This is a genomic window from Gorillibacterium terrae, assembly GCF_051594785.1.
GTDB lineage: Bacteria > Bacillota > Bacilli > Paenibacillales > NBRC-103111 > Gorillibacterium.
In genome coordinates this window covers 2,245,300-2,267,948 of the sequence record NZ_JBPPGI010000001.1, presented here as the reverse complement: position 1 = coordinate 2,267,948, position 22,649 = coordinate 2,245,300, and the positions used below count along the sequence as shown (strand labels likewise).

23 protein-coding genes are annotated in these 22,649 nt (G+C 60.4%); 16 read left to right on the top strand and 7 right to left on the bottom strand.

What is annotated here, in order from left to right:
• Window positions 1-46 precede the first annotated feature (46 nt).
• Complete coding sequence (glgA, locus tag ACSEXS_RS10050; protein WP_438433017.1) at window positions 47-1,483, top strand: glycogen synthase GlgA; 1,437 nt, start codon at window positions 47-49, stop codon at window positions 1,481-1,483.
• Between the two features lie 181 nt (window positions 1,484-1,664).
• Here the strand turns inward: glgA and ACSEXS_RS10045 are convergent, their stop codons facing one another.
• On the bottom strand, window positions 1,665-2,387 hold the full coding sequence (locus tag ACSEXS_RS10045; protein WP_438433016.1) for a TraR/DksA C4-type zinc finger protein: 723 nt from the start codon (window positions 2,385-2,387) through the stop codon (window positions 1,665-1,667).
• A 255-nt stretch (window positions 2,388-2,642) separates the two neighbouring features.
• Here ACSEXS_RS10045 and araA point away from each other — a divergent pair, with 255 nt between their 5' ends.
• A complete protein-coding gene (gene araA / locus ACSEXS_RS10040; protein ID WP_438433015.1) occupies window positions 2,643-4,124 on the top strand; it encodes an L-arabinose isomerase in 1,482 nt (493 codons plus the stop codon).
• Window positions 4,125-4,943: 819 nt separating this feature from the next.
• Entirely contained in the window at window positions 4,944-5,555 is a 612-nt protein-coding gene (locus ACSEXS_RS10035; protein ID WP_438433014.1) for a DedA family protein, read from the top strand.
• A gap of 92 nt (window positions 5,556-5,647) precedes the next feature.
• Here the strand turns inward: ACSEXS_RS10035 and ACSEXS_RS10030 are convergent, their stop codons facing one another.
• Window positions 5,648-6,379 (bottom strand): C40 family peptidase, encoded by a 732-nt coding sequence (locus tag ACSEXS_RS10030; protein ID WP_438433013.1) that lies wholly within the window; start codon window positions 6,377-6,379, stop codon window positions 5,648-5,650.
• A gap of 242 nt (window positions 6,380-6,621) precedes the next feature.
• Window positions 6,622-7,056, bottom strand: coding sequence for a MarR family winged helix-turn-helix transcriptional regulator (locus ACSEXS_RS10025; protein ID WP_438433012.1), 435 nt, complete (start codon window positions 7,054-7,056; stop codon window positions 6,622-6,624).
• A 248-nt stretch (window positions 7,057-7,304) separates the two neighbouring features.
• Between ACSEXS_RS10025 and ACSEXS_RS10020 the strand changes: the two genes are divergently transcribed.
• Both ACSEXS_RS10020 and ACSEXS_RS10015 read left to right on the top strand, forming a co-directional pair.
• A complete protein-coding gene (locus ACSEXS_RS10020) occupies window positions 7,305-8,771 on the top strand; it encodes an MFS transporter (RefSeq protein ID WP_438433011.1) in 1,467 nt (488 codons plus the stop codon).
• A gap of 140 nt (window positions 8,772-8,911) precedes the next feature.
• Window positions 8,912-9,259, top strand: coding sequence for a hypothetical protein (locus ACSEXS_RS10015; protein WP_438433010.1), 348 nt, complete (start codon window positions 8,912-8,914; stop codon window positions 9,257-9,259).
• Window positions 9,260-9,378: 119 nt separating this feature from the next.
• Here ACSEXS_RS10015 and ACSEXS_RS10010 read toward each other — a convergent pair whose 3' ends face one another.
• On the bottom strand, window positions 9,379-10,257 hold the full coding sequence (locus ACSEXS_RS10010) for a LysR substrate-binding domain-containing protein (RefSeq protein WP_438433009.1): 879 nt from the start codon (window positions 10,255-10,257) through the stop codon (window positions 9,379-9,381).
• Between the two features lie 107 nt (window positions 10,258-10,364).
• On the opposite strand from ACSEXS_RS10010, the gene ACSEXS_RS10005 reads away from it, so the two are divergent.
• The gene (locus ACSEXS_RS10005) at window positions 10,365-11,354 is read left to right on the top strand and encodes a YeiH family protein (protein WP_438433008.1); all 990 of its coding nucleotides are present in this window, start codon (window positions 10,365-10,367) and stop codon (window positions 11,352-11,354) included.
• Window positions 11,355-11,379: 25 nt separating this feature from the next.
• On the opposite strand, the gene ACSEXS_RS10000 is transcribed toward ACSEXS_RS10005, so the two are convergent.
• Window positions 11,380-12,627, bottom strand: coding sequence for an MFS transporter (locus tag ACSEXS_RS10000; RefSeq protein WP_438433007.1), 1,248 nt, complete (start codon window positions 12,625-12,627; stop codon window positions 11,380-11,382).
• Window positions 12,628-12,776: 149 nt separating this feature from the next.
• Here ACSEXS_RS10000 and ACSEXS_RS09995 point away from each other — a divergent pair, with 149 nt between their 5' ends.
• Together ACSEXS_RS09995 and ACSEXS_RS09990 are read left to right on the top strand one after the other, a co-directional pair.
• Window positions 12,777-13,187 (top strand): GntR family transcriptional regulator, encoded by a 411-nt coding sequence (locus tag ACSEXS_RS09995; protein ID WP_438433006.1) that lies wholly within the window; start codon window positions 12,777-12,779, stop codon window positions 13,185-13,187.
• A gap of 2 nt (window positions 13,188-13,189) precedes the next feature.
• Window positions 13,190-14,584 (top strand): DUF5808 domain-containing protein, encoded by a 1,395-nt coding sequence (locus ACSEXS_RS09990; protein ID WP_438433005.1) that lies wholly within the window; start codon window positions 13,190-13,192, stop codon window positions 14,582-14,584.
• A gap of 143 nt (window positions 14,585-14,727) precedes the next feature.
• On the opposite strand, the gene ACSEXS_RS09985 is transcribed toward ACSEXS_RS09990, so the two are convergent.
• Window positions 14,728-15,318: a TetR/AcrR family transcriptional regulator gene (locus ACSEXS_RS09985; RefSeq protein WP_438433004.1), complete on the bottom strand. Its 591-nt coding sequence runs from the start codon at window positions 15,316-15,318 to the stop codon at window positions 14,728-14,730.
• Window positions 15,319-15,440: 122 nt separating this feature from the next.
• On the opposite strand from ACSEXS_RS09985, the gene ACSEXS_RS09980 reads away from it, so the two are divergent.
• On the top strand, window positions 15,441-16,001 hold the full coding sequence (locus tag ACSEXS_RS09980) for a hypothetical protein (protein WP_438433003.1): 561 nt from the start codon (window positions 15,441-15,443) through the stop codon (window positions 15,999-16,001).
• A gap of 89 nt (window positions 16,002-16,090) precedes the next feature.
• Window positions 16,091-16,366: a DUF6809 family protein gene (locus ACSEXS_RS09975; RefSeq protein ID WP_438433002.1), complete on the top strand. Its 276-nt coding sequence runs from the start codon at window positions 16,091-16,093 to the stop codon at window positions 16,364-16,366.
• Window positions 16,367-16,450: 84 nt separating this feature from the next.
• Here ACSEXS_RS09975 and ACSEXS_RS09970 read toward each other — a convergent pair whose 3' ends face one another.
• The gene (locus tag ACSEXS_RS09970) at window positions 16,451-16,618 is read right to left on the bottom strand and encodes a hypothetical protein (RefSeq protein ID WP_438433001.1); all 168 of its coding nucleotides are present in this window, start codon (window positions 16,616-16,618) and stop codon (window positions 16,451-16,453) included.
• Window positions 16,619-16,786: 168 nt separating this feature from the next.
• On the opposite strand from ACSEXS_RS09970, the gene ACSEXS_RS09965 reads away from it, so the two are divergent.
• The 6 genes from ACSEXS_RS09965 (at window position 16,787) to ACSEXS_RS09940 (ending at window position 22,638) form a co-directional block, all read left to right on the top strand.
• Window positions 16,787-17,464, top strand: coding sequence for a response regulator transcription factor (locus ACSEXS_RS09965; protein WP_438433000.1), 678 nt, complete (start codon window positions 16,787-16,789; stop codon window positions 17,462-17,464).
• Window positions 17,461-18,852: a sensor histidine kinase gene (locus ACSEXS_RS09960; RefSeq protein WP_438432999.1), complete on the top strand. Its 1,392-nt coding sequence runs from the start codon at window positions 17,461-17,463 to the stop codon at window positions 18,850-18,852. Before ACSEXS_RS09965 ends, ACSEXS_RS09960 begins: the two co-directional genes overlap by 4 nt.
• Before the next feature lie 107 nt (window positions 18,853-18,959).
• Complete coding sequence (locus ACSEXS_RS09955; RefSeq protein WP_438432998.1) at window positions 18,960-20,084, top strand: ABC transporter permease; 1,125 nt, start codon at window positions 18,960-18,962, stop codon at window positions 20,082-20,084.
• Entirely contained in the window at window positions 20,081-20,758 is a 678-nt protein-coding gene (locus ACSEXS_RS09950; RefSeq protein ID WP_438432997.1) for an ABC transporter ATP-binding protein, read from the top strand. Before ACSEXS_RS09955 ends, ACSEXS_RS09950 begins: the two co-directional genes overlap by 4 nt.
• A 162-nt stretch (window positions 20,759-20,920) precedes the next feature.
• The gene (locus ACSEXS_RS09945; RefSeq protein WP_438432996.1) at window positions 20,921-21,787 is read left to right on the top strand and encodes a VanW family protein; all 867 of its coding nucleotides are present in this window, start codon (window positions 20,921-20,923) and stop codon (window positions 21,785-21,787) included.
• A 125-nt stretch (window positions 21,788-21,912) separates the two neighbouring features.
• The gene (locus ACSEXS_RS09940; RefSeq protein WP_438432995.1) at window positions 21,913-22,638 is read left to right on the top strand and encodes an ABC transporter ATP-binding protein; all 726 of its coding nucleotides are present in this window, start codon (window positions 21,913-21,915) and stop codon (window positions 22,636-22,638) included.
• Window positions 22,639-22,649 lie beyond the last annotated feature (11 nt).

The window sequence follows — 22,649 nt, the reverse complement described above, 5'->3', positions numbered from 1 at the left end:
CCTTGCAAGAAACAGAGAGATTCAACTTTGAGTGGAGGGTTCCCGTATGAAAGTGCTGTTCGCCGCGTCCGAGGCGGTTCCGTTTGTCAAGTCCGGAGGGCTCGCCGATGTCATCGGTTCCCTGCCGCAGGCTCTGCAGGCCGCGGGAGTGGAGGTCCGGATCATCCTGCCCAAGTACGAGGAGATCGACGAGTCTGTCCGCGCGCAGATGAAGACGGTCAAGGAGTTCAGCGTCTATGTCGGCTGGCGTCACCAGTACTGCGGGCTGCAGGAGCTGGAATGGGAAGGCATCCATTACTATTTCATCGACAACGAGTTCTACTTTAAGCGGAAAGGGATTTACGGCTACGGAGACGACGCCGAGCGGTTCGTCTTCTTCTCGCGGGCCGTCTGCGAAGCCGTCCAGCATATGGGGTTCGCTCCCGATGTGATCCACTGCCACGACTGGCAGACCGGGCTCGTTCCGTTTATTCTGCAGGCCCATTATCATCACATCGAGGAGTACCGGAACATCCGCACCGTCTTCACGATCCACAACCTGAAGTACCAGGGACGCTTCTCGCGGGAACTGCTGCAGGACCTGCTCGGCGTCGGCGACAACTACTTCCACAAGGAGAGCCTGGAGTTCTACGGGGACGGCAGCTGCATGAAGGGCGCGCTGGTCTACTCCGACCTGATTACCACGGTCAGCGAGACGTATGCGGAAGAGATAAAGACGCCGTACTTCGGCGAAGGTCTGGACGGCATGCTGCGCAAGCGGGACGGCGATCTCGTCGGCATTCTGAACGGACTCGACAACGACTTCTACGATCCGATGAAGGACCCGGACATCGCCGTGAACTACCGCAACTCCCTGGCGAAGAAACGGCTCAACAAGCTCGCCTTCCAGCAGGAGTTCGGCCTGCCCGTGCGGGCCGAGGTGCCGGTCGTCGGCTTGGTGTCCCGCTTGGTCGAGCAGAAGGGGCTGGACCTGGTCGAGCGCATTCTCCACGAGTTCCTCCAGGAGGACGTTCAATTCATCCTGCTTGGCACCGGGGAGTGGAAATACGAGCAGCTGTTCAAGGATGCGGCTGCCCGGTTCCCCGACAAGGTGTCGGCCCATATCCGGTTTCAGGAATCGCTGGCGCATAAGATCTATGCGGCTTCCGATATGTTCCTGATGCCCTCGCAGTTCGAGCCGTGCGGGCTCGGCCAATTGATCGCCTTCCGCTACCGGACGGTGCCGGTGGTGCGCGAGACGGGCGGACTCAAGGATACGGTCATCCCGTACAACGAATTTACGGGAGAGGGCACGGGCTTCAGCTTCGCCAATTACAATGCCCACGAGCTGTTGTTCACGCTGAAGCGGGCGCTGTCCGTATACGCCGAGCCGGATAAATGGGCGAAGCTCGTCGCCAATATCGCCAGGACCGACTTCGGCTGGGGGCAGGCGGCCAAGCAGTACAAGCAGCTCTACGCCCGGCTTGTACCGGCGAAAGGCTAACAGGCGGATAAGGCCGATTGACCTAGTCGTTTCACCGGATCAGCTTTCCAATAAAACGCACCGGCTTCCGAAGGGGAAGCCGGTGCGTTTTTGGCAGGTACCGCCCGGAAGGGCGCAGCGAAGGGAAGGGGCGTCTCTGACTGCATAATAGAGGGCGACCTTACCATGAAAAAAACCGCCGTCAACGCGGCGGTTCCTTGGACGGAGGCTCTTGAAGCGACTCGTCGCCTTCGCCTTTCCGGACGTAGTCCCGCATGCCCGGGCCGCGCAGGGCGCGGCGGTTGCCGCCGTCGATATCCGTCACGGTGAAGGTTTCCAGCGGTTCGACATACCCGTCGCCGTCCGCTTCCCGGCCCGACTTGTCCGTATAGCGGAACCGGTCGGGGTTGTCGGCCATCGCGGGAGAGTCCGAATTTCCGTATTCCTCGACGGTGCGCCAAGCGTCGTCGTCGTCGCGCTGATTATCCTCGGTCAGGCTGTTGGGGCTCACGACTCCGCGGCCCGGCACCATGACTTCCTCTTCGACGGGACGGCTGTCCGGCACTTCTTGCTGGTCCGAATGCTCGACCGTGAAACGGGTCCAAGGCAGGGCCTCCAGCCGTTCATAGGGAATGGGCTCGCCGCTCGCTTCGCAGATGCCGTAGGTGCCTTCTTCTATACGCGCAAGCGCGGCTTCGATCTCGGCAAGGCGTTCGGACTCGGTGTCGTCGAGCGCCAGATCGCGGCTGCGCTCGAACAGCTCGGTGCCGGAATCGGCGGGATGGTTGTCGCTGGTCGAGAGCTCGCCGAGCGAATCCTTCAGGGATTCCGGTTCCCGGGAGTCAAGCGAAGCTTGCAGCTCCTCTTTTTCCTGCTGCAGCAGCTTCTTCAAATGAGCGATCTGATCGGTTTTCAGGTTGGACATAGCGGTAGACCTCCTCTGGTGAACAAAAGAATCTTGGTGCTCCGTACAGAGTAATTACCCGCTGACGCGAGGTTCCAACCGGGAAAGGCAAACGCTCTATTGAAATTGCCCCATGGAGGAAGTAGAATAAGGAAGAATCAACTTGTACGTACAATTCGATTGGACGGACGGCCAATTCCCGTCCTGTAAGCGATTATCGTTGAGCATGTCAGTACAAGTTGCGGTGCTTGTCCATTTAAAGGAGGAACTTATCCCATGACTGTGCAAAAGCCCGTCTTCTGGTTTGTCACCGGCAGCCAGCACCTCTACGGCCCGGAAACCCTGGATCAGGTCGCCGAGCATTCCCGCATCATTGCAAGCGCTTTGAACGACGACCCGGCGCTTCCCTACGAGCTGGTGTTCAAGCCGGTGCTGACGACGCCGGACGCCATTACCCGCCTGTGTATAGAGGCGAACGGCGACGAGAGCTGCTCCGGCATCCTGACCTGGATGCATACCTTCTCCCCGGCCAAGATGTGGATCGGCGGATTGACTGCGCTTCGCAAGCCTTTGCTGCACCTGCATACCCAATTCAACCGGGACATTCCGTGGGACAGCATCGACATGGATTTCATGAACCTGAACCAGTCCGCGCACGGCGACCGCGAATACGGCTTCATCGGGGCACGGCTCGGCATTGCCCGCAAGATCGTAGCCGGCTATTGGGAGGACACGGACGTTCGGACGCGGATCGGCAAGTGGATGCGCACGGCAGCCGCATTCACCGCGGGCAAGAGCCTCAAGGTCGCCCGCTTTGGCGACAACATGCGGGAAGTCGCCGTCACCGAGGGAGATAAGGTTGAGGCGCAGATTAAATTCGGCTGGTCGATCAACGGCTACGGAGTCGGAGATCTCGTCGAACGGGTGAACGCCGTTCCCGAAGCGGAAGTGAAGCGGCTGCTGGAGGAATACACCGAGCAGTATCGCATCACGGAAGAAGTCCGCAAGAACGGCTGGGAGTCGATTGCCTATCAGGCGCGGCTGGAGCTGGCGCTGAAAGGCTTCCTGACCGAAGGAGGCTTCGGGGCGTTCACCACGACATTCGAAGACCTGCACGGGCTCAAGCAGCTTCCCGGCCTGGCCGTTCAGCGGCTGATGGAGCAGGGCTACGGCTTCGGCGGCGAGGGCGACTGGAAGACGGCGGCGCTGACCCGCGTGATGAAGCAGATGGCGGGCAATGTGGGCACTTCCTTCATGGAGGACTATACCTACCACTTCGAAGAAGGCAACCGAATGATCCTCGGCGCCCATATGCTGGAGGTTTGCCCGACGATCGCGGCGGACAAACCGCGGCTTGAAGTGCATCCGCTGGGAATCGGCGGCAAGGAAGACCCGGCGCGGATGATCTTCGACAGCCGTCCGGGCCGGGCCGTCTGCGCCTCCCTGATCGACCTCGGCAACCGGTTCCGCCTCATCGTCAACCAAGTGGAAGCCGTGGCCGCCGAGCGCGACATGCCGAAGCTGCCGGTCGCCCGGGTCCTCTGGAAGCCGGAGCCGTCGCTTACGGAATCGGCGGAAGCTTGGCTTCTCGCCGGCGGGGCGCATCACACCGTATTCTCCTACGAGGTGAAGACGGAGGATCTGCTGGACTACGCCGAGCTCACGGGCATCGAATGCGTCGTCATCGACAAGGACACGAAGCCGTACGCCTTCAAGAACGAGCTCCGTTGGAACGAGCTTTACTGGAAACTGAAATAAGACCGTCCTCGCAAGAGGCCGTCCGGTGCAGGAAATGCCTGCCGCCGAGCGGCCTTTTTTTGATGGGGAGAATCCGGGGTAGCCCAAATTCGCCCGGAGCCGTGCCGGGCACGAACCCAATGGCCCAAGATGCATATGCTGGCAGAAGAGAAGCAGGGAAAGCGACCGGATCACCGCTTCGCATCGACGGCGCGCCTCTGCTCATGCTGACTCTTCCTTCACAAAACGACCGAAAGAAAGGTGAATGGCATGGCTTATGAATATCCGGAATATCCGGAACATCTGCCCGAGGAAGGAATCTCCCGGACCGTAACCGTACCTCCCGCCGCCGGCACAGCCGGCTTCGGAACTCCGGGTTGGGGGCCTTGGAATCCGTGGTGGAACCAATGGAACCCCTGGAATCCGTGGAACCCTTGGAATCCGTGGAACCCCTGGACGCCCGGCATCCCTCCGCGTCCGCCCGGCCCCTGGTTTCCCGGCGGTCCTGGGGGCCCTGGCGGTCCTGGACACTGGGGTCCCGGCGGACCGGGAGGCCCTGGGGGTCCCGGCGGACCCGGACACTGGGGACCCGGCGGACCGGGAGGCCCTGGAGGCCCCGGCGGACCCGGACATTGGGGACCCGGCGGCCCCGGGGGGCCCGGCCCGCGGTGATCGAATGCCTTAAGCACAGCGCCTTGTTTTTTTTCCGAAATCGCTTCGGAAAAGAGCGGGGCGCTGTCGTTTTGAGATGCAACCCAAGCGGGTTTAGGGTACACTAAAGGAAAGTCAGGCTTAAACTCCCAGGTGGAGTGGATTAACCGAGGGAAGAAGAGGGTCGCCATGAGCTTCGCCTATGTGGAAAAGCTGTTTGAGCTGTATGGATATGTGGTGCTGTTCGCCGGTTTGTTTCTCGAGTTCATTGCTCTGCCTTTTCCCGGCGAAACGACCTTGACGTATTCCGGTTACTTGTCCTACAAAGGAATCCTGCATCTGGCTCCGGTCATCGGCATCGGGTTTCTCGGGACCGCTCTCGGGATGACGCTGACCTATGGAATCGGGCGGGCTGCCGGCATGCCTTTCCTGGACAAGTACGGCAAATGGGTATTCCTCACGCCGGCCAAGCTGCAGAAGACCCGTATCTGGTTCCATCGGTATGGACCGAAGCTGCTGTTCATCGGCTATTTTATTCCCGGGGTGCGGCATTTCACGGGCTACTTTGCCGGTATCATGGGCGTTCCTTTTCGGACGTTCTTCCTGTATACCCTGTCGGGGGCTCTGTTCTGGGTGACGTGCTTTGCGGCTCTCGGCTATATCTTCGGCTCCCGCTGGGAGGCTGCCTTCCGGATAATGGAGCAGCATGCCTGGAAGTTCGTCATCCTGATTGTCCTTGCCGGGATTGGCTTCACCCTGCTGCGCACGCTGAAGCTTCGTAAGGCTCGAAGCAGCGCTTGAGGATGGACGAGTCCCCGCACGGATTGCCCGTAATAACCTAAAAACCTCCCGGCCATCGAAGATGGAGGGAGGTTTTCTGTGGAAGGAGCCGATCACTTGATCACGCGTGCGCCGTCGATATAATGGTTCTTCCAGTATCCGGTCGTCAGATCGCTGATGACGACGTCGGAAGCCGGATTGACGTTATGGATGAACTTGCCGCCGCCCATGTAGATGCCGACATGTCCGATTTTGCCGGGCGTGCTCACCGAGAAGAAGACCAGGTCGCCCTTGCGGAGATTGCTCTTGGCGACATGCGGGAAGGCGTCGTGCTGCAGGTTCGCTCCCCATTTCATCGAGAGGCCGAGCGCTTGCTTGAACACATATTGAGTGTAAGACGAGCAGTCCAGGATGAGCTTATTCGGATTGGAAGTGTCGCGAACCGAATTCTTGTATTGGACCTTGCCGACCAGACTCTTGGCGTAAGCGAGCAGCTTGTCCGCCGATTGCTCCCAACTTTGTGTCGGAGTCGGGGACGGGGATGTTTCAGGTTTTGCTTTTGTGGTTATGTAAGGGGAGGAGACCCAACCGGTCTTGCCTTGATAAACAATCTTGACCCAATAGGCGTTGGTAATTTCGAGGACCTCGACGACGGAGCCGTTCTTGACGAAGCCCATCGTCGCTTCTCCGCTTTTCGGAGTCTTATGGAAGTAAGGCGTGCCCTTAATCGTTCCGGTCGTAGCGGCGGATGCGGTAGCGGCATGAGCGACGGGAGACACGGGGACGGCGAAGCTGCCCGCAAGAACGGAGAAGGCGATGCCGGCGGATAAGAGCTGTTTTTTCAAAGATGATACCTCCAGGTGGTGGGAGCGCCAATTATCCCAAAGTCAGGACAACGGCCAAACTCTTGGTTTTGTTGGAAACTCTTGCTTCCACCCGTATTGTAACAACACCGTTTCCTCGAAAACTAGCTGTAAATCTTGGAAAATCGGCGTGTCCCGACAGAAATTGAAAGCGCTGTAATAAAAAACCTTCGGATTCCCAGCCCGGATGGACGGGGAGAGGCCGAAGGTTTTTTTTTGTTTGTTCACTCGCAGGTATCGCGGTGCAGCTTCTGCAGCAGAAGAATGAGCTGATCCTCTTCTTCCTCCGTGAGACTGCGGGTCAGGCGGCGATTCGCTTGCGCGAGAATATCCCGCAGCGTGGGCTCGAAGGCCAGCGCCTTCTCCGTCGGATGGAGCTGATAGGCCCGCCGGTCGTCGGGATCGGTCCGCTTCTCGATGTAACCGGCTTCCTCCAGTTGTTTGACGGACCGGGCAGTCGTGGCTTTGTCCAGCCGCAGATTGTCGGTCAGCTTGTCCTGGTTGATGCCCGGAGCTCTCAGGATATTAAGCAGGTAAATGTAGTGATGGCCTCCGCCGATCCCGTAAGGCTGCAGCAGCTTGGCCACATTCTTCAGGTTCTTGCGGTGCAGGATGGACAAGAGACGGGTGATCGGCTCCTTGGGGGCGCGATTATTCATGATTCAACCACCTTTACGGCTTAAGAAAAACTCTTTAAAAACTACCTAAACTGTAACGTACTTACGGTTGCGTATGCAACTAGTTTATCCTATACTGAGAAAATAAAACGTTGCGTCTGCAACTAAATGACCGGGCCGCGCCGGAACGAATCCGCTCGGCTGTGGCACACTAAACATCAGAGAAAGCCGTTCCTCCCTCGGGAAAGAAAAGCGCTCATCTGCAAAAGGGATTTGGAGGGTCTATATTCATGTCGGCATCATCGTACAGCACGTATCAGGAGAACCCGGAGATTCAAAAGCGACGGTGGATCATCCTGGTGGTCATGAATTTGTTTACGTTCATGTCCACGCTCGACGGCAGCATCGTCAACATCGCCTTGCCCAACTTGGCCAAGTCGCTGGGCATCTCGATCGCCCAGGTCGAATGGGTTACCACCAGCTACCTGATGGCCATTTGCGCCTTGATCCTGTTCTTCGGCAAGCTCGGGGACATCGTCGGCAAAATTCGCATATTCAAATTGGGAACCATCCTCTTTATCGTCGGCTCTCTGTTCTGCGGGCTCAGCGGAAGCCTCTCCCTGCTTGTCGCCTCGCGCGTATTCCAGGCCGTCGGAGCCTCGATGACCATGGCCAACAGCCAGGGCATCGTCACCGACATCTTTCCTTCGAGCGAACGGGGCAAGGCGCTCGGCCTCGTCGGCACCTTCGTCTCCCTCGGCAGCATCGCAGGACCCAGCCTCGGCGGCGTGCTCGTCTCGTCCCTCGGCTGGGAGTCGATCTTCTGGGTGAACGTGCCGATCGGCCTGATCGCCCTCGCGTTCGGCTGGAAGTTCCTGCCGCCCGATTATGTGAAGACCAAGGCCCGGATCGATGTGTCCGGCAGCCTGCTGTTCAGCTTCTTCATTCTGGCGTTCTTCGCCGGCATTCTGCTCGGTCAGCAGCGGGGCTACGGCGATCCCTGGATCCTCGCATCCCTCGCGCTCGCCGTCGTCGCTTTCGGAATCTTCCTCCGAGTGGAATGGACCAAGAGCGAGCCGCTCCTGCACCTGCCGCTGTTCAAGAATCCGCTGTTCTCGATCAGCATCCTGTGCGGCTTCCTGGTGTTCGTGGCGAACTTCTGCTTCAACATCATCGCGCCGTTCTATGCCCAGGGCATTCTGGGCATGTCGCCCTCGCAGGCGGGGCTGCTCCTCATGCTCTTCCCGATTATGATGGTAATCGTCGCTCCCGTAAGCGGCGCGCTCTCCGACAAGATCGGCTCCGAGCTGCTCACCTTCGCCGGGCTTCTGGTGATGGTCATCGCCCAGTTCGGGCTGGCCTCGCTGCACGGCGGCAGCCCGGTCCCGCTCGTCGGCCTGTGGATCGCCATGCTCGGGATCGGCAGCGGCCTGTTTCAATCGCCGAACAACTCGCTCGTCATGTCGCGGATCGACCGGACCCAGCTCGGTCTGGCCGGAAGCGTCAACTCGCTCGTGCGCAACATCGGCATGGTCGTCGGCATCACCGTCGCGACCACGACGCTGTTCCACGTCATGAGCAACCGCGCCGGCTATCGGGTAACCGAGCTGATCCCGGAACGCCCCGATATCTTCCTCTCCGGCATGCATGTGGTGTTCATCGTCTCGTCGTCCATCTGCCTCGTGGCCGCTATCATCACCGGCTGGCGGATGCTGGAGGCCCGCAAGCGGGGATACGAGGAACGAGCCCGCGCTTAAACGCGGTTGTATAAGCTCTAACGCAAGAAATCCGCTGCCGGATCATCCGGGGCGGGTTTCTTGCGTTGACACCGAATTGGCTTATTCCTGCCCGGCTTGGCATAGGAATGTAGGGAAACCATGCAAGGGGGGAACGGCCGATGGAAGAGACGCTGGCCCGCTATTATGAGTTGAAGGAGCAGATCCGCGAAGCGGAAAAGGAGGTAGCCGCCCTCCGCGAGACCCTGATCGGGGAATGCCGGAGGCGGGAGACGACCGAGCTGACGGCCGGCGGCTACCGCTTGAAGCTGATCGCCCAAGAGCGCAAGGAATACGACGACCACCGGCTGTACGAGAGCTTGCCGGACCCCGACGTATGGCGCTTGGCTTCAAAGGCGGACCCCGGCAAGATCGCCAGCCTTCTCAAGCTCGGCGTGCTCAAAGAACGCCTCATTGCCGGAACGTACACGACCAAGGAGATCACCTTGGTTACGGTGGAGCGGCAGTAAACGGCGCACGCGCGAAGAGTCCCGCCTCCGGGAGAACCGGAGGCGGGACTCTTCTGTTTTGCCTGCCGCTATGGAGCGGGAAGCGGCTGGTCCCCTTGGCTGCGGTTGCTATTTGGGGGTCACCGAACCCGGCTTCGGCAGAAGGACAGGAACGTTTCCAGGGCGGGAGTCAAGTATTTGCTCTTGTGGTAGACGAGCTGAAACTCCCGCACCGGGGAGAGGCCGTTCACCGGCACGGAGCGGAGAAGGCCGGTCTCGATGTCTTGGCGCACGGTCCGCTCGGAGATCATCGACACGCCGAGGCCTTCGGCGACGGCGGCTTTGATCGTGTCCGCATTGCTGCAGGTCCAGGAAGAAGACCACTTCAGCCCATGCCGTTCCATGGCCTCCTCGAAAGTGCGGCGCGTGCCGCTGCCGGCCTCGCGCAGAATCCAATCCTCCCGTTCCAGCTCCTTCGGTTCCACCAGGGAGCGGGAATAGAAGGGATGGGCCCGGCCGCAGACGAGCGTCAGCCTGTCCTGGGCAAACGGGAAGACGAGGAGCTCCGGCGAGCGAACGGTCCCCTCGACCAACCCGATATCCAGCTTGTCCAGCAGCAGAAGCCGTTCAATCGGGGCTGTGTTGTCCTCGGTCACCTCCAGGCCCAGCCGGGGAAGCTCGTGCTTCAGCGCGGCGGCGAGGCCCGGCAGGACGGAGGAGCCGACGGTGACGCTGGCGCCGACGCGAATCCGGCTCTTCTCCCGGAGGTTCCGCATCTCGTTTTCCGCATCCTCCTCCAGCCGGATCATATGCCGGGCGTAGCCGATCAGCTTTTCCCCCGCCTGGGTGAGATAGAGCTTCTTCGACAGCCGCTCGAACAGCTTCACGCCGTAGGAGGTCTCCAATTCGGAGATGGCTTGGCTGACGGCGGACTGGGTCATATAGAGCTCCTGAGCCGCCCTCGTCATGTTCAGGGTGTCGCACACGGCGGCAAACACCCGCAGATGCCGGAGTGTCATCGCTATCACCTGTCTCAATCATTAGGATATCCTAATCGTTATCATAAAATAATATCGTTTTTCTTATCGTTCCTCAAGCTCTATACTGCAGCATGAGGAGGGAAATCATGAACAACACGATCGGCAAAATTCCCGGACTGGCCCTGGCGGCCCTCATCGCCGTTCCGGCCTGGATCATCGGGAGCCGGTATCCCGTTGCGGGAAGCCCGGTGATCGGCCTGCTGCTCGGCCTGCTGCTGGCTTACTGGAAGCGTCCGCCCGCCTTCGAGAGCGGGACGGCCTTCGCGTCCAAGAAGCTGCTGCAGTATGCTATCGTCCTGCAGGGCTTCGCGATGAACCTGAGCACCGTCATCCGGACAGGGAGCGAGACGCTCCTGCTGATGGCGTTTACCCTGACGGCAACCTTCGCGTCAGCCTATGGGCTCGGCAGGCTCCTGAAGCTGGAGACCGACACGAACATCCTGATCGGCGTCGGCACCGCCATCTGCGGCGGATCGGCCATCGCCGCGGCTGCGCCGGTGATCGGGGCGAAGGAAGAGGAGGTGGCGCGGGCGATCTCGACCATCTTCCTGTTCAATGTAATCTCCGCGTTCGCTTTTCCGGCGCTGGGGCATCTTCTGAACATGAACGACCGCAGCTTCGGCTTATGGGCCGGTACGGCGGTCAACGACACTTCTTCCGTGGTCGCCGCGGGTTATGCCTACAGTGCCGCCGCCGGAAAGCTGGCGGTGATCGTCAAGCTGACCCGGACGCTGGCGATTATTCCGGTCACCCTGATCCTGGCGCTTCACACTTCGCGAAAGCGATCGAAAGCGGCCGGGGAGCGGTACTCGCTCGTCCGTATCTTTCCCTGGTTCGTGATCGGCGTGCTTGCCGCATCGATGATCAACACGTTCCTGCCGCTGCCGGAGGGAGTGGGACCCGCGCTCGCCCAGGCGGGCAAATTCGCCATCGTCATGGCCATGGCGGCGATCGGCCTGAACACGCGCCTGGGAAGCCTGGTCCGCGGCGGCTGGCGTCCGATCCTGCTCGGGCTGGGCTCATCCGTCGCGCTGTCTGCGACGTCGCTTCTCGTCCAGTATACACTGATGAACTAAGCCCGCCTCTCGGCGGGCTTAGGAGCTACAGCAGCTCGCCTCGGCGTTTCAGCGAGCGGAACAAGGCGACGGAGAGCAGAGAGCTTGCCAGAGCGCACAGGCCGATGAAGGCATAACCGGCCTGTAAGCCGCGAAGCAGGCCGAGCGAACCGCCGCCCGCGAGCCGCTTGCAGGCCTCAATGAGGAAGCCGATCAAGTAATTGCCGATGACGCTGCCGACGCCCATCAGGGTGACGGATACCGTGATGGCGATATCGCTTCCCCGCGGGTAGCGCTTCGCGATCAGCGCCATGACCGTGGGGTAGATCGGCGCGATGCCGATGCCCGCCGCGGCGAACAGGAAGGCCGCCGGTTCGCCGAAGACGATTGCGGCGAAGGTGCAGAGTGCAGACGCTCCGGCGAACAGCGCGAGCGAGAGCGTGAAGCCGATGCGGTCGGTGATCGGCCCGGCGAAGAGCCGCGCCAGGGTGAAGCAGAGGAAGAACAAGGACAGCAGGCCGGAGGCCTCGGTCACGTTCCAGGAGTAGGCCTTCTCCAGGAAGTTGACCAGCCAGCCGCCGATGGACAGCTCGGAGATGACCCCGAAGGTCAGCACGAGCGTAATGAGCAGCAGAGTCCGGTCTCGCAGCAGCGAGGAGATCGGCGGACGCTGCTCTTTTTCTTCGGGAGTGTCGCCCGGAAACCGGCTGAACAGGGCCGGCAGCATGGGAAGAACCGAGAGCGACAGCATGATGAGGTACATGCCACGCCAATCCAGGGTGAAGCCGCCCAGGCTCATGGACATGAGGCCCGATGCGAGGAGCGGCGCGACGGTCGAGCTGAGGCCGTAGAAAAAGTGGGACAGGTTCATCATCGTCCCGGTGTTCTTCACGAAGATTCGGGCGGCCAGGATGGCGAGGGCGATCTCCAGCATGCCGTTGCCGATGTACATAAGAAAGTAGGAGGCCGAGAAGGCGGGATAGGTCCGGGAGACGGCGATCAGAACGCCGGACAACGCCATGCTGCCGAAGGCGAGCAGGCTGACCGCCTTGATGCCGAGCCGCCTAACCAGGAAGCCGGTAAACGAGCAAGCGAGGAGGTAGCCGAGCGCGTTCAGCGACAGCAGAGAGCCGAGCTGCTGCTCGTTCAGGCGGAAATCGAACTGAATCCGGGGGATCGCCGGGCCCTTGATGTTCTCCGAGAAGCCGAACACCAAAAAGCCGACAAACACGGTGAGAAGCTGGAATACATAGGTGCGGGATGACGGACGGACTGCGGAGCCGGGTTTCTTCATGAGGTTCTCCAATCGGATCTAAGAGGTATGGACATCTTCCCTATGATACCGAAAGAACGGGCAGGGTTCCAGAGGGAATCGGCTCGCCAATTTAAGTATTACTTGTTATGATACAAATGTAACAATGACAAGTGAGGGAGGCGATTCTGTTGATCGTAACCCTGGACTTCGGCGGCGACTTGCCGCTCTACCTCCAACTGCGCAATCAGATCGTGCTCGGCATCGGTTCCGGGGAGCTGGCGGCCGGGGAACGGCTTCCCACCGTGCGCCAGTTGGCGGAAGACCTCGAGATCAATCCCATGACCGTTAACAAGGCTTATGCCGAGCTGAAAAGGGAAGGCTTCATCGAGATTGACCGGAGGCGGGGGGCGACGGTAAGGGGAGCGGAAGCTCTGAACGGAGCGGCCGCCGAAGTGTATCACGGCAAACTGGAGAAAGAGCTCAAGCTGGTGATCAGCGAGGCCCTGCTGCGGGGAATCCGCAAGCCGGAGTTCCTGAAGCTGTGTTCGGCGATTCTTGCCGTCATGCCCACTCCGGCCGGGAGCATAGAGGAGGACTAGGAATGATCAGCTACTATCTGCTTGCCGCCGCACTCGGGATCGGAGCGATCTTCACCGGAGTCTGGAGTTATCAGGCGAAGCTGCGCCGGGGACGCCTGCTCGGCGTTACCCTTCCCGTCGGCGCTGCGGAGGACGCCGGGGTACAAGGCGTGCGGGCTGAGTATCGAAGGAGCTCGCGAAGAGCCGCGCTGTTTCTGCTCGCGGCCCTCGTCCCGTTTTTCTTTTCGCGCGGGTATTTCGCCGTCAATTATGCGTATTTCTTCATCTGGCTGATTCTGGCTTACTTCGTATCCAGCCGCCCCTTTGTTCTCGCCAACCGCGCCTTGAAGCGGATCAAGCGCGAACGGGGCTGGAGCGCCGGCGCTTCGCGAACGGTTCAGGCTGACCTTCGGCTCTCCCGGGACAAGGACAAGGGCGCTCTGCCGGTCGTCTGGTTTCTGCTGCCGCTGGTTCCGTCGGCGGTGCTGCTCATTCGGAGCGTGCAGGCCGGGCAGACGCCGGTGGCGGTCACCAGCGCCATCGCGATTCTGAATACACTGCTCTTTCTCGCCATGGCGCTGTTGTCGGCCCGGTTGAAGGCCCGGGTGTACCACCGGGACAGCTTGCTGAATCTGGAGCTTCAACGGAGAAAGCTCCGGGCGCAATCGCTCCTGTGGCTGCTGCTGGCCGGGTTTGAAGCCCTGTTCGCGTTCCTCTTTGCCTTGTCGTTAAACGGCGAGCGGGAAAGCTCGGGCATACTGCCGGTATGGGCCGTTCTGACCGTAGCGGTTCCGGTGCTACTGCTCATTTTGTTCCTCCGCTACTGGGAGAGTATTAAGAATCGGCTTCTTCCCGAAGAGGGAGGAGAGGGCACGATCGTCCGGGACGAGGACGATGATTGGGTGGACGGTCTCTATTACCGCAATCCCGATAATCCGGCCGTCTTCGTCGAAGATCGGAGCGGGTTCGGCACGACGGTGAATTTGGGTACCAAGAGGGGCCGGGCGGTTCTCTGGGGCAGCTTGGGGGCGTCGGCCGTCCTGGTGCTCGGCATCGGCATTCTGATCGGCGTTATGGACAGCGCCACGCCCCGCTGGGAGCTTCGGGAGAACGGGAGAGTTCAGATTGATTATCCGCTGTACTCGTATGGATTCCCGTTGGAGCAAGTGAAATCCGTAACATTGGTCGACCGTCTGCCACACGGTCGGCGGACGAACGGACTGGAGACGGACCGGACCGCCCGCGGGAATTTCCGCTTTGCCGACTGGGGACGCTCCAAGGTGTATATTTTCCGCAACAACCCGCCCTATCTGGTGGTGGAACTGGACGGCATGCACGTGGTCTACAACAAGAAGAACCCGCAAGACACTCGCGAACTGTACGCGAGTCTGCGGGCGGCATGGGAGAAGGGGAACTAAAGCAGAAGGGAAGCCGGAGCATAGGGGATACCGAGGAAACGTCTCCTCGGGCTGCATAAGTGCTGCGCTTGGCTTCGGTCAGGAAGCTCAGGAAAGAGACGGGTTGGATGTAATAACCTCCGTAGTAGGGTGATAACGCATCCTCACGGGCGGCACAGCCCGTCCAAATGGGCGGACAGAACTTCGATCATCCGCTCCGGCCGAAGTCGGTCGGGCTCCAGCAGCGCGTGCAGGGCGAGACCGTCAATCAAGGCGTACAGCCGTTCCGCCTCCAGCTCCTTGTTTATTCCCGGACGCAGCAGATTTTCCTGTAAATCCATCGTATCCAGCACCCATCGCACCAAACGAAGAATGCCGTCCGGGTCTGTCCCGGACGGTCTTTGTGCATGGGTCCGATGGAAGGTAAAGGCAAACCAGACCTCCATCTCCGCCATTTTCTCGGCATCGACCGGCAGCAGCTCCAGGAGCAGACGAAGCGCCTTCTCCTTCGGAGGCAGCGTTACCTCCATGCCGTTCCGGATTCGGGCCTCGGCGCGCTCCTTCACCAGATTCATGGCGAAGGACAACAGCTCCTCTTGAGCCGAGAAATAATGACGCAGCGCGCCGAGGGAAATTCCCGCTTCGGCGGCGATGCTGCGGACGGTTGCGCCGGGCAGGCCGTCGCGCAGAATGACTCGCCATGTCGCTTCGGCGATCTCAATTTTTCGTTTGTCGTGATCTACGATTTTTACCATGTCTCCATTGTAGCAGAGCAGCCGGACGAGGACAACGATATCATACATTTGTATTAAATAAGGGTACATGGTAAGCTTAATCGACCATGAAATAATACAATTGTATCGATTGGAGGCAAGGAATGAACGGGATGGCTTGGGCGATTGTCGCCTGTGAGTTTGCTTTTTGGGTGGTCATCGGATTAGGCCTTGCGGTCCGTTATGGGCTTAAGCGGGAAAAGCTGGGGCTGCTGCTGCTCGCCCTGACGCCGTTGATCGATTTGCTCCTGCTGGTCTTGACGGGCGTGGACCTGTACCGCGGAGCGGTGGCGACAGCGGCTCACGGCATCGCCGCGATCTATATCGCCGTCTCGGTCGTCTTCGGCCGCGACCTGATCCGTTGGGCCGACGACCGCTTCCGGTACTATGTGATCCGCAGCGGGGCACGCCCTGTCAAGCGCTTCGGCAGGGAGCACGCCCACCATGAACTCAAGGGCTTTCTGAAGCATGCGGGAGCCTTTCTGCTCGGCTCCGCTCTGCTGCTCGGAATCGTCGCTCTGGTTGATGACCCAGACCGTACCTCCGCGCTGTCTGCGGTCCTGCGGACATGGGGCCTGGTTCTCGGCATCGATTTGCTGATCACGACGAGTTACTGGATTTGGCCGAGGAAGCCGACAAAAAGCCAAAAAACATCTGTTTTGTAGAGTATACTCCGTGGCTTCCGGATGATATGCCGGCGATAATGGAACTGCAAGATAGTTAGAGCCTAAATCCTCTGGAAGCAGGTGGCAACATGACTAAACTCTTGGAGCAACTTTATTACGGGGAATTGCGCCCTGACGAAGAGCTGTTGCCCGAAAATATGGAACATCGCCGTGTTCGCCGTCAAATTGAAGCAGCATTGGAGAAATGGAAGGAGGGACGTGTCGAAGAGGAAATTATGATGTTGGAGGATCTGCTGGAGCGATTGGCGGAGCGCCATGGAATCGAGCAAGCCGCATCGTTCATTCAGGGGTTTCGCTTAGGAGCGGGAATCGTGGCAGAGGCGCTAGTGGGACCAAGAACCTAAACGTACAATTAATACCGCAAAAATCCCCTTTGCCCGACTCCCAGGAGAGCGAGGCAAAAGGGGATTTTTTCGGCTATATCCGGCTTACGGTTCGTCTTCCACCAGCTCGTCGGGTTCGACGGTGGCGGCGGGCTTGGCCACCCATTCATCGGCCTCCGGCTCGATGTCTACGCCGTTTTCGATCTTCTTTTTTTCCGCGAGGGAATCGCCTTCTTCGTTGAGTTGGTTGCGGACTTTTTCTTCGTCTGCCATGGGAATTCCTCCTTTGGATGCAGGTTGGAAATGCGTGTACTTGCTATTCTTACCCATTACCCTCAGGTATCATTCATCCGGTTGCCCATCGATTCGGAATGGATCGAATGTGCAGGGTTTGTCCGGGCCTTGCGGTATGCTATTCTGGTGGGGATAGGAGTGACGACGATGAAGCATATTTTGATAGCCGACGATGATCCCCATATCCGCGCCCTGCTGCGGCATGTGCTGCTGCGGGAGGGTTACCGCGTTACCGAGGCGGAGGACGGGGTGAAGGCGGAGGAGCTCAGCCGGACCGAATCGTTCGACCTGGCGATTCTGGACGTGATGATGCCGGGGATGGACGGCTTTGCCCTGTGCGAACGGCTTCGGGAGCAGGAGGACCTGCCGATCATTCTCCTGACCGCCCGCGACCAGTTGTCCGACAAGGAGCAGGGCTACCTGCATGGAACCGACGATTACGTCACCAAGCCGTTCGAGCCCGAGGAGCTGCTGTTCCGCATCAAGGCCCTGTTCCGCCGGTACCTGCGGACGGCGAACGACCGGATCAAGATGAACCGGATCGTCATCGACCGCAAAACCGCCGAAGTGACGGACGGCGAGACGGTCTTCCTGCTGCCGCTGAAGGAGCTGGAGCTGCTTTCCCAGCTTGCACAGTTTCCGGGGCGAGTCTTCTCCCGCGAGGAGCTGATCCGACTGATCTGGGGGGCCGACTACGAGGGGGACGACCGGACGGTCGACGTCCACATCAAGCGGCTGCGGCAGCGTTTTGCCGGATACGAGGCGGATTTCACCATCGAGACCGTTCGCGGCCTCGGCTATAAGATCGAGGTGACGGGCCGGTGAAATCGTTGTACACGCGGGTGCTGCTGATTACGATCTGTACGGTTCTGTTCAGCAGCCTGTTCGCTTTTCTCATCTCCAACATCTACTACCATATCAAGCTGAAGCCCTTCAACGATCAAAAGCTGACCTCAATCGCCGAGACCGTTCAATCGTACGCGGGCGGGCATCCGGAGGACCTTACCGACTATCTCCACAACGTGGCGGCGCTCGGTTACGAGCTGTACCTGACCGAGGCTTCGGGCGGCGGCCGCTTCTTCGGCAGTCCCTTCCGGGGCGGAGCGCTTCCTGCCGCGACCGTGCAGTCCGTAATCGGCGGGCAGGTGTACCACGGGGTTGCCCAGTTCCCGAACAAGCCGTTCATCACCGGCTTCTTCGACAACCGGATCACCAACACCATCGGCGTGCCGATTCAGGCCGGCGACAAGACGTATGCACTCTTCCTGCGGCCCGATGTGCTGCTGCAGTTCGGCGAGCTAAGGATGTTCTTCGCCATGATCGCCATCCTGACCATCGCCTGCAGCCTGATCTTCTTCCTCTTCAGCACGCGCTATATCGTTCAGCCGGTGACGCGCCTGACGGAAGCGACCAAGCGGATGGCGGCCGGGGAATTCCGCCACCAGCTTCCGGATGGGCGCAAGGACGAGATCGGCCAGCTTGCCGCCCACTTCGCTAGGATGAGCCGCGAGCTGGAACGGGCAGAGACGGCCCGCCAGCAGTTCGTCGCCAACGTCTCGCACGAAATTCAGTCGCCGCTCACCTCAATTCAAGGCTTCGCCCAGGTGCTGGCCGAATCCGACGAGTTGCCGCCGGAGGAGCGGAAGCACTATGCCGAAGTGATCGCACAGGAGAGCCGCCGCTTGTCCAGGCTCGGCAAAGAGCTGTTGACGCTGTCGGCGGTCGAGCAGGGCAAGGAAGGGCTGCATGTCAAGACGTTCAACCTGAAAACCCAGCTTCGGGAAGCCTTGCAGGTGCTGGAATGGCAGTTGGAGCAAAAAGAGCTGGCCGTCTCTCTCTCGGTACCCGATACCATCGAGCTAAAGGGCGACGATGTCCTGCTCATGCAGGTCTGGATGAACCTGCTCGGCAACGCCGTTCAGCATATCCCGGCCGGCCGCTCGATCCGGGTGAAGGCCGGCCGCCAGGGCGGCGACTGCGAGGTTCGGATCGCCGACACCGGCGAAGGAATCGCCCCGGAGCACCTGCCGCACTTGTTCGACCGGTTCTATCGGGTGGACGAAGCGCGGGAACGCGGGTCCGGCAGCACCGGCCTCGGCCTGAGCATTGCCCAGAAGATCGTGCAGCTTCACGGAGGCACGCTGGAAGCGGCGAGCGCTGTGGGCATTGGGACGGAATTCATCGTCCGGTTGCCGGTCGGCGGGATCCGGTAACGGCCGGCCGCGGCGGTCGCTTCACGATTCACATTGTAATTAGCTGTTCATGCGGCGTTCACACTACTCTCCTATACTGATGACAGATCAGAGAAGGAGGGAGCCTCATGTATTTGGCTTTACGGGAAATGCGGCATGCCAAGCTGCGCTTTGCGCTGATTGTGACGATCATGCTGCTGGTATCATTCTTGGTCCTCTTCGTGACCGGGCTCGCGCGGGGGTTGGCCTACGATACGACGTCGGCCCTGGAGACGATGAAGGCCGATCATTTCGTATTGGAAAAAGGCTCGGACAGCCGGTTTGCCCGATCCGTGCTGAGCGCGAAAGAATTGGACGCGGCCCGGCAGGTCGTCGGCGCCGAGCAGGCGACACCGCTTGCCGTGCGTATGGGCACGGTCAGCTTGAAAGGGACGGAAACCAAGAAGGACGTCACGCTGTTTGCGGTCGACCCGGCGGGCCGGCTGGCGCCGAAGCCGCTGGAAGGACAAGCCCTGGGAAGCGAAGCGGACGGCCGCGTGCTGGTCGACAAGAAGATGAAAGCTTCCGGCGTAGAACTTGGGAGCGTCCTGAAGGATCAAGCGACGGGACTCGCCTGGACCGTCGCGGGCTTCGTCGATCAAGCGTCCTACAGCCACGCGCCGGTCGTCTTCCTGAACGAAGCGGACGGGGCGAAGCTGTCGGCCGCTTATGGGGCGAAGGCGGCGGGCTCCGCAGGCCCGGAGGCGGCGTATAACGTGATCGCTATCCAAGCCTCGGCGGATCAGGCCAAAGCCCTCGCGGAGAAAATCTCCGGCACGGAGGTCATCACGAAGCAGGCGGCGATCAAAGCCATTCCGGGCTACAAGGAGGAGCAGCAATCGCTCAACATGATGATCGCGTTCCTCTACGTGATCGCGGCGTTCGTACTGGCGGTATTCTTCTATGTGATGACCCTGCAGAAGACCAGTCAATTCGGCATTCTCAAAGCGATTGGGTCGCGTACCGGCTACCTGGCTTCGGGGCTCGTCGCCCAGGTACTCCTGCTGTCCGTCGGCAGCACGGCCGTGAGCCTCGCGCTCGTCCGGCTGATGATGCAGGCGTTGCCGGAAACGATGCCTTTCCGGCTCAGCCCGGGAGTCATGGGCTTCACGGCGGGCGCCTTTATTCTGGTCGCCTTGGCCGGTTCGCTCTTGTCGGTGGTCAAGGTGGCGCGCACGGACGCGCTGGACGCGATAGGGAGGGTTGCCGGATGAAGACGAAGCTTCAATTGAAAGGAATCGGCCATTCGTATCAGGATGGAACCGGACAGGTGGAGATTCTGCAGAACCTCGCGCTCGACGTGGAGCAAGGGGAATTTGTCGCCGTGATGGGGCCTTCCGGCTCGGGAAAAAGCACCTTTCTCTCCATCGCCGCCGCCTTGCTCCGCCCCACTTCCGGAGAAGTGCTGGTGGACGGCGAACCGCTTTCGAACAAGTCGGCCAAGGAACTGGCGGATCTGCGCTTAAGGAAATTCGGCTTCATCTTCCAGAGCGCCCACCTGGTGTCGTATCTGAAGGTCGAGGAGCAACTGCACCTCATCGGCAAGCTGGCAGGCATGCCGCGCTCCGAAGCGGAAGCGCGGTCCGCCGAGTTGCTGGCCCGTCTGGGGCTGACGAACCGCAACAAGGCTTACCCGGAGAAGCTGTCCGGCGGCGAGCGCCAGCGGACGGCCATCGCCCGGGCGCTGATGAACAAGCCGGACGTGCTCTTCGCCGACGAGCCGACGGCGAGCCTCGACGCCGCGCGCGGCAGCGAGGTAGTCGCGCTTATCGCCGACCAGGTGAAACGCGAGGGCAACTCGGCGATCATGGTCACCCACGATGACCGGGTCTTGCATTATTGCGACCGCGTCCTGCATCTGGAGAACGGGGCGCTTCGCGCCTCTTGATGAACACAGCAGTGCTACCTTGGTGAATTGAATCGAGCAGAGCCTTTTCCCATGTCCGGGCGGATGGGGGAGAGGCTCTTTTTTGCGTGAAGAGGAAGCAACTTTCTTCCACTTGCTTCCGTCGATTTATACGGTCCGTGCGACTGACGAGGGGGCGAAAGGTTGAAACGAATTTTGCTGAAGCGATTTCCTGTCTTATACCGCGCAAGGGTAGCTCAGCTCCGGGTCATGCGACGGTGCCGCGATCTGCTGCCGGGCACCGACTTTGCCGAGCAGCGGGCTATGGATGCGCCGTTTGTACTGAAGCGGCATCAATCTCTGCTGAGGAGGCGGCTCGGCTCGTCCGATCCCCGGCTGCAGGAGAACAAGGTGACCAACCTCCGGCTGGCGGCGGCCCGGGTGGACGGAATCTGCATCCGGCCGGGGGAGACGTTTTCCTTTTGGCGGCTGATCGGCCGTCCGACGGCGGGGAAGGGATACATCGAGGGCTTGCTGCTGTCGCAGGGCGAGGTCAAGACCGGAGTGGGCGGCGGACTCTGCCAGTTGGCCAATCTCCTGTACTGGATGGCCCTGCATACCCCGCTGACAGTGACGGAGCGGCATCACCACAGCTTCGATCCGTTCCCGGACGACCGCCGCACGCTTCCCTTCGGCAGCGGGGCAAGCGTCTTCTATAACTACATCGACCTGCGCTTCCACAATCCGACGGACCGCACCTTCCAGTTCAGGCTGTGGCTGACGGACCGCCATCTGAAGGGGACCGTCTCCTGCGACCGGGAATGGCCGCTCTGCTATCACATCGAGGAGCGGAACCACCGTTTCCTGCGGCAGAACGGGCGGAATTATCGGCAGAACGAGATCTGGCGCAAGCGGGTCGACCGCGGGACCGGGCGGGTTGTCGGGGAAGAGCGGATCATCGGCAATTACGCCGAAGTAAGGTATGAGCTTCCGGAAGGGATTGTACCGGAAGAGGTCGAATCGGTAGAGGTCCGCGAAGTGTCGGCGAAGCTCCCGGGAAGCGGCTCTTAAGAGGAGAAAAATTGGCAGAATCATGAAACATTGACCGACTTCGGAACGTCTTATCGATAGGCGCCGAATGGATCGAAAACGGGGCCATACATACGAAATAGGGCGGATAGGGGGAATCGCATCGCGTGGGGACGCCCATTATTGAGATTGCGGGCTTGCGCAAGGTATATCGGATCGGCAGCGAAAAGGTCGTCGCGCTGAATTCCATCCAGCTCACCATCGAAAAAGGGGAGTGCTGCTGCCTGCTCGGCACTTCCGGTTCGGGCAAATCGACGCTGCTGAACATGATGGCGGGCTTGGAGAAACCGACCAAGGGCACGGTGAAGATCCGCGGCGAGCTGGTGAGCGCCATGAGCGAGAAGAAGCTGGCCCGGTTCCGGCAGGATCACCTCGGGTTCATCTTCCAGTCTTACAACCTCCTGCCGTCGCTGACGGCGATGGAGAACGTCGGTCTGCCGCTCGCCTTCAAGGGCATTTCCAAGCGGGCCCGGGAGAAGCGGGCGGCGAAGCTGCTGGAGGCGGTCGGCCTCGGCACGCGGCTGAAGCACAAGCCCTCGCAGATGAGCGGCGGCCAGCAGCAGCGGGTCGGCATTGCCCGGGCGTTTGCCGCCAACCCGGAGATCGTCTTTGCGGATGAGCCGACCGGGAACCTGGATACCAAGACGACGATCGAGGTCATGGAGCTGATGACGGCGATGGCGCGGGCGAAGAACCAGACGCTCGTCATCGTCACCCACGACCTGGAGATCGCGGCCTATGCGGACCGGATCATACGGATTCGGGACGGTGTCATCGAAGGCATTGAAGTGAAGGACAAAACCATGAATGAATCGGTCGGGGTGGTCAAGTGAAGCGCAATTGG

Coding starts and splice junctions, on each gene's coding strand:
- glgA (WP_438433017.1), top strand. CDS start 47: ATGAAAGTGCTGTTCGCCGCGTCCGAGGCGGTTCCGTTTGTCAAGTCC.
- ACSEXS_RS10045 (WP_438433016.1), bottom strand. CDS start 2,387: ATGTCCAACCTGAAAACCGATCAGATCGCTCATTTGAAGAAGCTGCTG.
- araA (WP_438433015.1), top strand. CDS start 2,643: ATGACTGTGCAAAAGCCCGTCTTCTGGTTTGTCACCGGCAGCCAGCAC.
- ACSEXS_RS10035 (WP_438433014.1), top strand. CDS start 4,944: ATGAGCTTCGCCTATGTGGAAAAGCTGTTTGAGCTGTATGGATATGTG.
- ACSEXS_RS10025 (WP_438433012.1), bottom strand. CDS start 7,056: ATGAATAATCGCGCCCCCAAGGAGCCGATCACCCGTCTCTTGTCCATC.
- ACSEXS_RS10020 (WP_438433011.1), top strand. CDS start 7,305: ATGTCGGCATCATCGTACAGCACGTATCAGGAGAACCCGGAGATTCAA.
- ACSEXS_RS10015 (WP_438433010.1), top strand. CDS start 8,912: ATGGAAGAGACGCTGGCCCGCTATTATGAGTTGAAGGAGCAGATCCGC.
- ACSEXS_RS10010 (WP_438433009.1), bottom strand. CDS start 10,257: ATGACACTCCGGCATCTGCGGGTGTTTGCCGCCGTGTGCGACACCCTG.
- ACSEXS_RS10005 (WP_438433008.1), top strand. CDS start 10,365: ATGAACAACACGATCGGCAAAATTCCCGGACTGGCCCTGGCGGCCCTC.
- ACSEXS_RS10000 (WP_438433007.1), bottom strand. CDS start 12,627: ATGAAGAAACCCGGCTCCGCAGTCCGTCCGTCATCCCGCACCTATGTA.
- ACSEXS_RS09990 (WP_438433005.1), top strand. CDS start 13,190: ATGATCAGCTACTATCTGCTTGCCGCCGCACTCGGGATCGGAGCGATC.
- ACSEXS_RS09985 (WP_438433004.1), bottom strand. CDS start 15,318: ATGGTAAAAATCGTAGATCACGACAAACGAAAAATTGAGATCGCCGAA.
- ACSEXS_RS09980 (WP_438433003.1), top strand. CDS start 15,441: ATGAACGGGATGGCTTGGGCGATTGTCGCCTGTGAGTTTGCTTTTTGG.
- ACSEXS_RS09975 (WP_438433002.1), top strand. CDS start 16,091: ATGACTAAACTCTTGGAGCAACTTTATTACGGGGAATTGCGCCCTGAC.
- ACSEXS_RS09970 (WP_438433001.1), bottom strand. CDS start 16,618: ATGGCAGACGAAGAAAAAGTCCGCAACCAACTCAACGAAGAAGGCGAT.
- ACSEXS_RS09965 (WP_438433000.1), top strand. CDS start 16,787: ATGAAGCATATTTTGATAGCCGACGATGATCCCCATATCCGCGCCCTG.
- ACSEXS_RS09955 (WP_438432998.1), top strand. CDS start 18,960: ATGTATTTGGCTTTACGGGAAATGCGGCATGCCAAGCTGCGCTTTGCG.
- ACSEXS_RS09950 (WP_438432997.1), top strand. CDS start 20,081: ATGAAGACGAAGCTTCAATTGAAAGGAATCGGCCATTCGTATCAGGAT.